Genomic DNA, 13201 nt, shown 5'->3' on the forward strand with positions numbered 1-13201 from the left:
TATCAAGTATCTTTTAAAAAGAATTAAAATCCTTATCGAACCCTCCAAAACACAATTTATACATTGAGGTAAAGTTTAGGTAATGAAATTTGTATTTAATTTAGTACCTTAAAATATAATAATTCATTAAGTATGATCATTAGCTATAAAAACATAAAATTAAGCGTGTACATTTTTCTCATAGCTAAGCTTCTTAGTTACTATAAATTCGGCAATAACAGCTTTGCTTCACAACATAAATTGAACTCAGAAAGTGCTTATAGGTTTCGTAATGACTCTCATAAATTAAATTAGGATAACAGGGTGCATAGGATTAATTTTGCGTAATCCGGCCGGCAGGGTAAGGTAGCAAAATTAATCTTATACACCCTGTTATCCTTGAATATATAAATTGAGTCATATGAAAGCTTTAATAAGCACTTTCTGAGTTCCCAACAAACAACAGAGCAAAGCGTCCACGACAATTTTTATTTATTCTGCTTTTTTTGGTTTTTCCCCAAATGAAAGGATTAAGTTTAACAGGATACCCACTACAGCTGCAGATGCAATAGCAGGAAACTCAGCTCCAAACATAGGTATCATGCCGTTAGGAAAACCAAAACTTCCTCCAAGTCCAATAATTAAAATAATAGCAATAACAGCCAAATTCTTAGCTACAAATAAATCCACTTTCTTTTCCATCATAATTGCAATACCTTGAGCACCAATAACTCCAAACAAATAAATAGATAGTCCGCCGATTACAGATGTAGGAATAGAGTAAACGATATTTATTAATGGTGTAAAACATGAAATAATCATTGTAATGATAGCAGCTGCAATAAGTACCGGAACTGAGAATATTTTAGACAGAGCCATTGCACTGATATTCTCCCCGTAATTTGTTCCTGCCGGTCCTCCGATAAAGCCGGATACAATATCGCCGATACCATCACCAATTAGGTTAAGGCCTAATTTATTTTCAAGATCATAAATCTTATCAGAACCTTTTTTCTTTGCTAAGTCTTTTACATAAATATCCAATTGATAAATATGGGCTGTAGATTCAGGTATGGTAGCAATTGCAATGGGCATAATGGCTGCAATAGCAGCTAAATTAGGCTTTGGCAATGTAAAGACAGGCAAGCTGAATATACCGTCTGCTTCCAGTGTATTAAAGTTAATAAAAGGTATTCCTGTTATGGCGCCAATAATTGCAGCAGCAATATAACCTGTAAAAAGGCCAAAAAGTATAGGCAGCTGACTTAATTTACCTTTTAGGTATACAGAATATAAAATAGTTGATAATAATGTAATAATTGCAATAATCCATGCCATATTGGTGGCAAGGAATGTATCTCCTTCCGCAACTCCAGAAGGAATGGAATGAGCATTTGCCATGGCGCTTACTGCCAAAGATAAACCAATAATAATAGAAATACTACCGGTAACCGTTGCCGGAAGTATTTTATCTATTGTTGCTTTACCCGAACGTTTAATAATAATTCCTGCAATAATAGATACAAATCCTGACATTACAATACCAAACTGAGCAATGGAGATCTTGTCATTCAGTGCATAAGAAGAGAAAGTTTCGGCACCCATAATTGAAACAATGGCAGCAATGTAAGAGAAACTGGAACCATAATATAAAGGAATCTTTCTGCCGGTAATTAAAATAAAACATAAAGTTGCCAAACCACTGGCAAAAATGGTGGTTGATACATGAAAGCCGGTAAGTAGTGCAACTAAAACAGTAGCCGGAAACATAACTATGATTTGCTGAAGAGCAAACGGGATGAGTTCCAGTATAGGCGGCCTCTCATCTGGCAGATAGCCAATAGATTGATTTTTTGTTGACATTTTAACCTCGATTCCGGTGCTTTAGCACCATTATAATAAATATTTACAATTTGAAATTAACGGCTTTTGTATAGAGGTTACATTTAAAAATATCATTGTTTTAGTTTCTTTTCCTTTAATGCTTTTAAAATATCTTCCGAAGTTATGGGCATTCTGTGAAAGCGTACACCAATTGCATTATAAATGGCATTTGCAATACATGGAGCACCGGGAACCATAAGTGGTTCGCCTACCCCCCTTGCACCGTAAGGTCCTGTAGGCTCTGCATGTTCAACATACTTAACAATAAGTTCAGGGGCATCATCTGCTGTAGGTATCTTATAATCTACAAAACTCTTATTTAGAACCCTGCCGTTCTGAAGCTTTAGTTCCTCAAATAATGCCGTACCCAATGCCTGAACCATTGCACCTTCACTTTGTGCTGCAAAAAGTGTTGGATTAATAACCTTTCCTGCGTCAAAACAGGATACCATCTTAAGCACTTTACATGCACCGGTATCGGTATCTATTTCAATTTCACATCCGTTCATGCCCATAGTCCAAAAGGCTGCCGGATGATGTTTTGCAATACCGGTTTTCTTATCGGTATTTATGTTATTCTCCAGTGTGAATGATCCTACACCAATTGCAGGACCGCCGTATCCGCTGCCATCATTAAAAGATACCCCCAATGCAAAATCCGATATTGGAAGTTTTCTTTCCGGATAGATCTTATGTGCAACATATCCATCTCTGAATTCCAGGTCTCTTTTTACTACGCCCATCTTAATCTGTGCAAGATCAAGCACTTTATCTACCAGATCTTCTGCTGCTAACTTAACTGCATTACCTGCACAATAGGTAGTCCGGCTTGCAACTGTCTGCCACTCGTAAGGAGTATGGTCCGTGTCACCTGAACAAAAGGTAATCTTATCGGGAGATACAGAAAGCACTTCTGCTGCAATCTGTACAAGCACCGTTGCTGCACCCTGACCGATTTCCTGTCCACTGCTCATTAAGAAGAAAGTACCATCTTCATTCATTCGGATTATAGCTGAGGAACCTGCGTTGGTAGGCATGGAAGGGGATTTCCAGCCTGCGGCAATTCCCTTTGCCCGTATCTTATGAGGACCTGCCGGCTGGCAAGGTTTATCATACTCAATCTCCTTAACTACCTGGTCAATACAGTCCATAAGTCCGGCAACATCCATTCTCTCACCCATTCCTGTATATCCGCCAGGTTTTATTCCATTCAGCCTTCTTATTTCTACTGGTGAGATTCCAACTTTCTCCGCTATTATATCCATGTTCTGTTCAATGGCAAAATGAATTTCACACATACCAAAACCACGGTATGGACCTCCAACGGGATGATTGGTATAAACGCAATAGCTGTCAGTCCAGACATTATCAATATCATAAGGCCCTGCTGATGCCCATCCACCTGCCTTAGTTATATTAACACCGTATTCCGTATAAGCCCCCCCATCCCATATAAATTCATTGTGAAGTGCTATAATCTTTCCATCCTTACCAACACCGGCTTTAATTCTGGCATGCATACCCTGACGGACATAAGCATTTACGAACTCATCTTCACGGGTATAAAGCAGCTTAACAGGACGCCCTTTACAGCGCTTTGCAAGAGGTATAACAATTCCTTCAAGAGTGGTTCCGGCCTTAGATCCAAAACCGCCCCCAACAGTAGGTGAGATAACCCGTATTTTATTCAGAGGCATTGCAAATGCAACGGAAAGTGCCTGGCGAACTGCGTAAGGGGACTGACAGCTTGCCCAAACAGTAAGTTTTCCATCTGTATCATATTTTGCAATTGCTGCATGAGGCTCTAATGGAACATGCTGTACATGAGGGATATAGAAAGAATTCTCAAATACATAGTCTGCCTCTGCAAATCCTTTCTCTGCATCTCCTTTTCTCAGCACGTAATGGTGAGAGATATTGGTTCCCTTTTCAGGATAAAATATAGGTGCCACTTTATATGTATGGAGATCCGGGTGAATTAAAGGCGCATCCGGTTTCATGGCATCCACTGCATTGATGACCCCAGGTAATTCTTCATATTCAACTTTAATAAGATCACAAGCCTGCCTTGCTATTTCCGGGGTATCTGCGGCAACAGCGGCAACTGCCTCACCCATATATTTTGCCGTATCTCCTATCTTTGCCATAAAATACCTGTCTTCCAGATAAAGTCCTGCACGGTTAGGATATTCATCACCTGTTATTACACATTTTACTCCGGGAAGTTTTTCTGCTTCTGATGTATCAATGGAAAGAATCCTTGCATGGGCATAAGGACTTCTGACACACCAGGCATAAAGCATTCTGGGAAGGCGTATATCATCAACGTATTCTGCCTCTCCTGTCACTTTCTTAACAGCATCTTTACGTTCATAAGATTGGCCAACATACTTTAATTCCATTACCGTTCACCTCCCCTTAAAACTTTGGCTGCCTCTTCAATAGCTTCAATAATGCGGACATATCCGGTGCATCTGCAAAGATTTCCGGCAATTGCCGTTTTAATCTCTTCACGGGAAGGATTTGGATTCTCCTGTAACAGGGCTGTTCCTGACATAATAAAACCCGGTGTACAGAAACCGCACTGTAAAGCTGAAAGTTCAACAAATTGTTTTTGCAATTCTGATAATTCACCATCTTTAGTAATACCTTCAATTGTTGTAATATGCATGCCATCAAGTTCAGGAGCCAGAACCAGGCAGGCATTTAGAGGTTTGCCGTCGGCAATAATAGTGCATGCACCGCATTCGCCGGCACCGCAGCCTTCTTTTGTACCTGTAAGACAAAGTTCATCACGTAATATATTTAGCATTGTCTTATTCCCATCAACATAAAGTTCAACAGGTTCTTCATTTACATAAAAATTAACTTTATATTTCATAGCAAGTACCTCCTTATGCCAGCTGTTCAAGGCTGCGTCTTACAGTAACTTCCACAACATCAAGACGGTATTCCTTTGATGCCCGGATATCACTGATGGGGGAAACCTCTGTACAAGCATGCTTTGCTGCCTCATCTATTAACTCAGGTGTCAGTTTCTTTTCCTGTAACAAGCTTTCCGTCTCAGGCAGTCTTATGGGGGTAGGTGCCACTGCACCGAATGCCATCCTATAATTATCGCCAATCTTAAGTACTGTACCACAGATAGTGGCCAAATCTACTTCCTTACGTCTTGAAATTTTTGTAAAAATACCTTTTGCTCCTTCTATATAGGGAACTTTAACACCGACAACAATTTCATCAGGCTTTAAAACCGTCTTCCTTACAAAAGTAATAAATTCTGTAATTGGAATTTCTCGTTTTCCTTCTTTTCCAACTATGCATATATTTGCTTCACAGACATATAATGGCGTTCCCGTATCACACAAAGGTGAAGCATTTACAATATTGCCCACTAAAGTTGCACGGTTACGAACCTGTTTACTTCCTACAGAGTGAGCTGCTTCTGAGAGGAACGGATAATATTTTCTAACGTCTTCATTATCACTGATATCATTCATGGTTACACATGCACCGATATACAGACCTTCTTCTTTGCTAAAAGTAATCTGGTTAAGCCCCGGAATATGCTTAATATCAATAACAAACTCCGGTGCAATAAGACGTTCGCGAAGCTGGATTACTATATCTGTTCCGCCGTTTAAGAGAACAGAACGTCCTTCGTGCTCACAACGAAGTGCAACCGCTTCTTCTACTGTTTCCGGCCTCAAATATTGAAATTCTTTCATTGGCCCCTCCTAACAGTTCATATAGATTTAACAAAAAAGGCTGTCACCAAAACCGCTAAAAAAGTCATCTCTTTGTTATTCTGAACATTAATCAGCCAAGCTGTAAAATGTATAATTCAAAAGGAATTTTAATACAAAATAACAAGTTTAAAATAATGAACTTTTTCAGCCTTCTCACTTAGAATGTCTAAGTTATGGTACAGCCTTTTTTCTCTAGTATTTAATTTATAATGTTATGTAATTATATCTTTTTAAGCATCTTCAAAACCATCAAATGCAACGATTCTGGCTATGCAGCTTTCTCCGTCAACCAATTTCCAAGGAAAACATCCGATTACAAGGCGCTTGTTACTAAGTTTGTCAATTTCGCCCCCAAGACATTCAGCGTGTATGGCTTCATATGGCTTACGAAATAGTTCAATATGCATTGCCTGATAGCGATCCGGCCAAGGATATACTTCATTCAGGCTCTTTCCGTAGCGTTCCTTGAACAACTCATCACATTTTACTGCTTCCATAGGTTCCCAGTCACGGATCTTCGTATTCATTGGGTGGTCTGCACTGCCGCAGTCAACACCAATCCAGCGAAGCTTTTTATCACGGACCCACTGTACAAAATCAAGGCTGGGGCCGGGATGTCGAAGCATATAACGTCTCTCGTCCGCTTCCGGCTGATCCCATCCATATTTGTGATAACCTGTGTTTATAATAAGAATATCCCCTTCTCTTACTTCAACTCTCTTCTCAATATCTTCCGGTGTATAGATTCCAAAATCCTCAGCCTGATCCGATAAATCCACAACCACACCAGGATGGCAGAGTTTTGTAAGTTCAAGGGATGCCATATCACGTCCTGCCGTATCAAAATGAAGAGGACCGTCAAGATGTGTACCTACATGGTTACTATGGGTTATTAACTGTCCGTTGGCACCATTAGGAGCAAGACGTTTAAAGAATTTCATCTGCAGCGGCTCATAGGTAGGCCACGGGGGTGTATTAATTCCAATAGGAATTGAAAGTTCGTATATTGTTATATCTGACCATTTACTCATATTAACCTCGATTCCGGTGCTTTAGCACCATTATAATAATCATATATTTAACCGAATATCCTTTACCCGGTTATATTTTAGGTCCGCAATAAATAGAGAAATTAAAGTAACATTTACAGCGTTTACTATCAAGACCACTTATTCACACATGCTGCCAGCGCTTTTTTAAAACATGCTTCCGGCGGGTGAACCAGTCCTGCACCAACCTGCCCCACACCTGCTTCCTTATGTGCAATACCTGTATTGATAATAGGGCGAATGCCGGTTTCAATTACTTTAAGCAAATCAATGCCGGTAGGTGCTCCGCGGAAATCAAGCCCCGGAATCTTATAAGCAGTACCCTCCCCTATTGTTATTTCATACATCTCCATGGTGTAATTCTTTGCATCCGATACCTGGCCTCCAACGAACTGTACAATAGCAGGTGCTGCTGCCATGCAGAATCCTCCAATTCCTGCTGTCTCAGTAATACAGGAATCTCCTAAGTCATAAGCTTCATCTTCTTCCGTAAATCCCGGAAATAAAAGTCCTTCTACCCTTTCTGCGGGAGCTGTAAACCACACATCCTTTCCAAGTCCTGCTATTCGGATTCCAAAATCAGTACCGTTACGGCACATGGTAGCTGCTACTGTACAGTATTGAATATCAAAAATAGGATCCATAGTACATTTACAAGCAGGCATGGATATATTTAAGAAGGTATGATCGTTGCTGTTAATAAAATTAAGGGCTGCTATTTTCTTCTCATTGGGCAGATCAGCCTCTAATATAGCTGGGGTAAGTTCACGGAACAATAGTGATGTGCCTGCTTTGTTTCGATTATGTCCTTCGTCCCCCATCTGTAAAAGCTGAGCTATCATCGTCTTAATATCTATTTCACCTTTTATTTCCATTGCCGCTTTTAAAACCGGATATAAATCTTTTTCTATCCAGCGAAGCCTTGTAAGTACTTCTTCATCAAAAGCACCAAAACGAAGAACTTTTCCAAGGCCTTCATTAATAGTACAATAAGCCCGATTACCAAAAGTTTTGTTTTCCAATATCCATACAGGCATGGAATATGTTACAACACCAGCCATAGGACCTACCCCATTGTGCATATTGCAGGGAGCAAATGTAATTTTACCGGAAGCTGCAAGCTGCCCGGCTTCTTCAATATCAGCAGCAAGTCCTTCATATACAAGGCCTCCCAAAACAGCACCTTTTTGAGGTCCGCACATGCGCTCCCATGTAATAGGCGGGCCGGCATGAAGTATGGTTTCCTTTGTCATTCCCGGAATTACTTTACCTGCAATTCCAAGCCCTATTATAACCGGTTGCGCTGCAAGAATTCTTCTAAGTGCCTCTTTATTTGCTTCCTGGATTTTTGAATAAAGTTCCGGATTCTTAAGCTTTCGTAAGTTTGCAGCTGCCTCCTTATCACCGCCTGCTACAGGTTTCCAATCTATATGTATTGCAGGTTTATACTGAATCTTTAAATCATTATAAAAAGATTCAATCCCAAAATTAACAACATGCAGGTCCTTCTGAAATAATGTATTTAATTTACTCATTCCACCACCTCCTTACTCCATATTGGCCAGCACACGCTCTACAAAACGGGTTGCCTGAGCATTTGATGGAAGTACTACAGCACCTGCATCTGCCAACTGTTTCTGTGTTTTGCTAAGACACTGGGGATCTCCTTCTGTACCACAAACGGCTGCAACCACAAGAAGATGTCTGCCTTCCGCCTCTGCCTCTGCCTTCGCTGTCTTAACAGCCTCAGCTAAATCCCCTGCCGGATTCTCATGTGAACCATATCCAATTACACAGTCCACCATTATGATTGCACATTCCGAGTCCTTACCGTCTGTTATCACCCGTTCTGCACGTAAGGATGGATCAATCATGGGATGAGGTCTTCCTACCGTGAATTCATCATCACCAAAATCAAGAAAAGTATGTTCACGGCTCTTGCCGTTTCTTGCATCATTCAGCTTATCCTCCGGCTGTAAAGGAATATTGCTGTATATGTGTCCAAGTTTCGAAAGCATAAGTTTCATGGCTTCATCACAAAGGGTACCTCCTGTATAGAAGCCCCGTACATATTTCTGACTCTTTGCCATCTTAGAAGCATGTTCTTTCGCCAAAGCTTCTGCTTCTGCCTCCCCCATAGTAAAGGCAACATAATCTTTTACAGCCTCTCCCTTTGAAAGTGCCACTGCCTTATGTGCGGCATCTTCCAAAGATATAGCCGCCGTAAGGCCAAAAGCCTCGATCTCATCCCTGTCCCCGCCTATAAAGCAAACAACAACGGGTTTTCCTGCCTTTGATGCTAAAGTAAGGATTTCTGAAGCAATCTCTTTAGCCGGAGGCTTACTGATTAAGGTAATAACATTGGTTTGAGGATCATTAATCAGTGCATCAAGTCCAAATTTCATCATAATGCCCCCGATTTCTTTTTTTAAGTCACGCCCCCCTGTACCTATTACCTGAGAAATACCTCCTCCTAACTGATCAATAATGGAGGATACTTCCTGTGTACCTGTTCCGGATGCAGCTACAATTCCTATGTCCCCTGCCCTTACCACATTGGCAAAAGCAAGGGGTACATGATTAATGATCGCGGTTCCGCAATCAGGCCCCATAACCAATAGCTCCTTCTTATATGCACATTCTTTCAATGCACGTTCTTCTTCTATGGTAACATTATCTGAAAAAAGCATTACATTAATATCTCTATCAAGGCAGCTCTGTGCTACATCAGCCGCATGTTTTCCGGGAACAGAAATAACCGCAAGATTGATATCTGAGTCAATTTTTATAGCACCCTCCAAAGTAGGCGGATGATAATCAGCCTCTTTTGATTCCGATTTCTTATTAAGAAGTTGATCTACCTTCTTCTTAGCAGCTTCAAATGCGGTTTCATCATCACAATGTACTGCTACAAAGAAATCATTTGGGGTAACTTTCTCTAATTCAGGTGTTGCAAGCCCTATATTAACCGCTATCTCACGATTAAGGTCAGTTCCCATACCCACCAGCCCTTCACTAATTCCATTCACTTTCTTTATGTCTTTGCTGATAAGCATCAATGTTACTGAATCATAATAAGCGTTTTTTCTAATCTCAAGCTTAACCAAAATATTCTCCTTCCTGTTAAAGCGGATTTTCCAAAGCACAAAATTTAACTTCCTAATCTGCAAAAAGCTTTACAATCCGTTTAAATTTACAATTGCCAAGACAACTCCCGTAAGGATATCCGTACCGGAGGTAGAACCAAAGTTCAATATACGCTCTGCACTTTTTTCCAATATCTCTGTCTCTGCATCGGAATATATTGTACACAGAAATCCTGTCATGTCCTGTGATAGAAGTCCCATACCGCACTGTTTTAAAAATGCACCGCTGATTGTATTGGTTCGTTTAGCTGCTTTGTTACCCATGGCATATGTAATTTTATAAATTTCTTCACAGTCGTTACCTTTTGCTTTTGTATCAGCAAGAAAGGCTGATATATATCCCAACAGCATATCATCTGATGAAGGGGTAAGTCCGATTCCGCAGCCTGCCAGTCCTTCCGCATGTTCTCCTGCCTGTATGTCTTTTTTCTTAATAGCTTCATTTAACCCCGGTAATTTTTTCATTATGAACTGGGAATATGGATTCTGATACTTTCCCGTAACCAAAGTACTTAAATCAAATTCACAGCCTTTTACCTCAATAAGTTTTTTTAGTAGTTCTACTTTTACACTCAAATCTTTTGGAACAAACAAGCCTGTATGTTTCCTAAAGGACAGGTCACATTCCAAAGCATCTTCCAAATTTACAATCATATCTGCATTTGGAATAGTAAGTCTGTTACCGGATGTAATAACATCCATCCCTTCCCTTATACCTGACTTAGTAAATGATAAGTTATCCAAAACCCTGCCAGACATTGGGTATAAGCACCGCATGTCTGAAAGCAGGGTAAAAAATATATCATTACAGATTAAATTAGCTGCGGTATCAAAAACTGAATGTATTTTGAAAACTTTATCATTAATCAAAAGTACATTCCGAAGCTTCCCGCAAATATCAACTGCCTTTAGCTCTTTCATACATTTCTGAAATTCCAAAAGGCACTAAGCCTTTTGGAATATGAAACCATGCTGAGGAGCTACAACTGTTTCTTTATATAATATTGTTTTTTCTTTCACAATCCCCACTGTGGCAATCAGTTCCATGCCTGACTCAATTCCCTCATCAAACCCTATCTGTCCTGTGGCACGAACACCGTTTTCAAATTCCACAATACCAAAGTTTAACCAGGGACACATATAACCTTCCGGAAGATTATAAACTCTGGTCCATGTTAAAAGCCTGCACTTTCCTTCCAGCGGAATCTTCTCAAACTCCCGGCCATCGCAGTCAGGATTCTGACAAACGATGTAACGGGGATGATGTAGCTTTCCGCATTTAGTGCATTTATAAGTATACATTTGTTCCATTTCCATATCCATACTCCTTTCACAGGTCGAAGAATACAATACTTTCAACCTCCCCGACAGAATGCCGCTTTGGGGCATCTCACACTTATCTCCTTACTTAGTTGTCAAAACGGTTGATACGACATTGTTGCCAAAACCGCCAAAGTTAACTGCCAAACCTGTTTTTGCACCTTCCACTTGTCTCTCTCCTGCTTCACCACGAAGCTGACGAACAAGTTCAACAACCTGTGAAACCCCGGTTGCCCCAAGAGGGTGACCCTTCGCTTTTAATCCCCCTGATGTATTAACCGGTTTCTTTCCAGTAAGTGCTGTTTCACCGTTACGGGCTGCAAGATGACCTTCACCCCGTTTAAAGAAACCAACCTCCTCTGATTCTGCAATTTCAAGGATTTGGAATGCATCGTGTAATTCTGCAACATCTATATCTTCAGGGCCAACCCCTGCCATCTCATATGCCATCTTAGCACTTAGCCTTACCGCCAATAAGTCGGAAGGAACTTCACGGTTAGCAACTACATGGGTATCTGTAGCTGAGCCCATACCTGCAATCTTAACGAATTTCTTATCTCCGAAGCCAAGAGCATCTTTCTTATCCTCCGCAACTAAAAGAACTGCTGCCGCACCATCGGATACCGGGCACATATCAAATTGACGAAGAGGGTCTGCAACGATAGGATTCGTAGCATTTATGTATGCCGGATTGGTAATACGCTCTAATACAACGCGGCTATGGATATGTGCACAGGGATTCTTGCATGCATTTGCATGGTTCTTTACGGAAACAATCGATAAATCTTTGCTTTCAAGACCGTATTTATCCATACAAAGTCTTGTAAACATACCTGCGAATGCAGGTAGCGTAGCACCATATTTGTACTCGCTTTCAGGATGAAGCATCGTAGCAACAAAGTCCGTACCTTCCCAGCCGGTTACTGCACGCATACCTTCTGCACCAATTATCAGCACACAGTCACACATACCGGATGCAATAGCCATAAATCCTAGCTTAATGGCGGAAGCACCGGAGGCAGGACCATTCTCAACTGTCTCTGCCATAGCAGGACGTATATTCAAGGTGTCAACAACTGCAGATGCAGTACCGCTGATTCGGTTTACCATACCTGCACCCATTGTACCGACAAATACCTGGTCAATAACGTTATTTCTACCTGTTTTTGCCCCTGCATCATCCATTGCCTGGAGGGCAGCGTCACAGACCATATCCATAAACGGAACTTCAGACTTACCAAATTTGGTGTGCCCAATTCCTACAATACCTACACTACGCATAACGTTCTCCTTTCAGATCACACTTTAATTTCAGCAGGTTTATGTAACACCTTATTTGCTTCTACAACATCCTCAAATGCAGGGCGAATACCAACGTTCTTATTTGCTTTATGCTTCTCCCATAACTCACGTGTAAGCACATATGTAGGAACACCCCCTAATTCATGCTGGCATTCAAAGCGAGGCTCTAATTCATATTCTATCATCCAACGTTTGAATCCGTTAGGGCTCTCAGCTACGATCAAAACCTCATCCTGATCCATAAAGTCAAAATGATATTCCATCTTTGCAGCAAAAAGCTGAGCACCAACACGGACACCACGCCTAAGTGTTATTGTATGGTATGACATACCAAGTTTCTCATTTACGAGACGTCCGTTAACAATACCTGCGATTTCACCATCAATAGCACCTACAAAGCAGTATTCATCCCTTACTCTGTAACGGTACATTCCAAGAAGTTCTGCATAGATACGCGAAGCAACTATGTCATAGAAATCTTTAGGCTGTTTCATTAAGGGCTCGATTGTTTCCATCAATAAAGGAATCTCATCATAAGTTACTTCACGAACCAACATATCCTCACCTGTAATTAGTGGAATAACCTTTGCTTCATAAGGTTTCATTCCTATTGATGGGGGCCTTAATTTGCCTTCCATCTCATCAATAATGATACCCATACTAATTTACCTCCTAATTATATAGTTTTTTATAGTTACCCTTATGAAAGGGAGAACCTTAACACCCAGTAGTATTATAATTATGGCAAAAACATTCTTTCTGAATTCTTATA

At 40.6% G+C, this 13201-nt stretch carries 11 protein-coding genes; all 11 read right to left on the bottom strand.

Features of this window, described 5'->3' with window-relative positions:
* Nucleotides 1–471: 471 nt before the first annotated feature.
* Complete coding sequence (locus BM183_RS01360) at nt 472–1842, bottom strand: uracil-xanthine permease family protein (RefSeq protein ID WP_091683855.1); 1371 nt, start codon at nt 1840–1842, stop codon at nt 472–474.
* Between the two features lie 92 nt (nt 1843–1934).
* Entirely contained in the window at nt 1935–4265 is a 2331-nt protein-coding gene (locus BM183_RS01365) for a xanthine dehydrogenase family protein molybdopterin-binding subunit (RefSeq protein WP_091683857.1), read from the bottom strand.
* On the bottom strand, nt 4265–4744 hold the full coding sequence (locus BM183_RS01370; RefSeq protein WP_091683859.1) for a (2Fe-2S)-binding protein: 480 nt from the start codon (nt 4742–4744) through the stop codon (nt 4265–4267). Before BM183_RS01370 ends, BM183_RS01365 begins: the two co-directional genes overlap by 1 nt.
* A 13-nt stretch (nt 4745–4757) precedes the next feature.
* Nucleotides 4758–5591 (bottom strand): FAD binding domain-containing protein, encoded by an 834-nt coding sequence (locus BM183_RS01375; RefSeq protein ID WP_091683861.1) that lies wholly within the window; start codon nt 5589–5591, stop codon nt 4758–4760.
* Between the two features lie 251 nt (nt 5592–5842).
* Entirely contained in the window at nt 5843–6643 is an 801-nt protein-coding gene (locus BM183_RS01380; protein ID WP_091683863.1) for a cyclase family protein, read from the bottom strand.
* Nucleotides 6644–6771: 128 nt separating this feature from the next.
* Nucleotides 6772–8196 (bottom strand): YlbE family protein, encoded by a 1425-nt coding sequence (locus BM183_RS01385; RefSeq protein WP_091683865.1) that lies wholly within the window; start codon nt 8194–8196, stop codon nt 6772–6774.
* 12 nt (nt 8197–8208) lie between these two features.
* Nucleotides 8209–9768, bottom strand: coding sequence for an acyl-CoA synthetase FdrA (gene fdrA, locus BM183_RS01390; RefSeq protein ID WP_242960798.1), 1560 nt, complete (start codon nt 9766–9768; stop codon nt 8209–8211).
* Between the two features lie 69 nt (nt 9769–9837).
* On the bottom strand, nt 9838–10728 hold the full coding sequence (locus BM183_RS01395) for an oxamate carbamoyltransferase subunit AllH family protein (protein ID WP_091683867.1): 891 nt from the start codon (nt 10726–10728) through the stop codon (nt 9838–9840).
* Between the two features lie 24 nt (nt 10729–10752).
* Nucleotides 10753–11124, bottom strand: a complete 372-nt coding sequence (locus BM183_RS01400; RefSeq protein ID WP_091683869.1) for a Zn-ribbon domain-containing OB-fold protein — start codon at nt 11122–11124, stop codon at nt 10753–10755.
* An 87-nt stretch (nt 11125–11211) separates the two neighbouring features.
* The gene (locus BM183_RS01405) at nt 11212–12408 is read right to left on the bottom strand and encodes a thiolase C-terminal domain-containing protein (RefSeq protein ID WP_091683871.1); all 1197 of its coding nucleotides are present in this window, start codon (nt 12406–12408) and stop codon (nt 11212–11214) included.
* Nucleotides 12409–12425: 17 nt separating this feature from the next.
* Nucleotides 12426–13088, bottom strand: coding sequence for a hypothetical protein (locus tag BM183_RS01410; protein WP_207650118.1), 663 nt, complete (start codon nt 13086–13088; stop codon nt 12426–12428).
* Nucleotides 13089–13201: the final 113 nt, after the last annotated feature.

The sequence above is a fragment of the Anaerocolumna aminovalerica genome (assembly GCF_900115365.1).
In the GTDB taxonomy this organism is placed as follows: Bacteria; Bacillota; Clostridia; order Lachnospirales; family Lachnospiraceae; genus Anaerocolumna; species Anaerocolumna aminovalerica.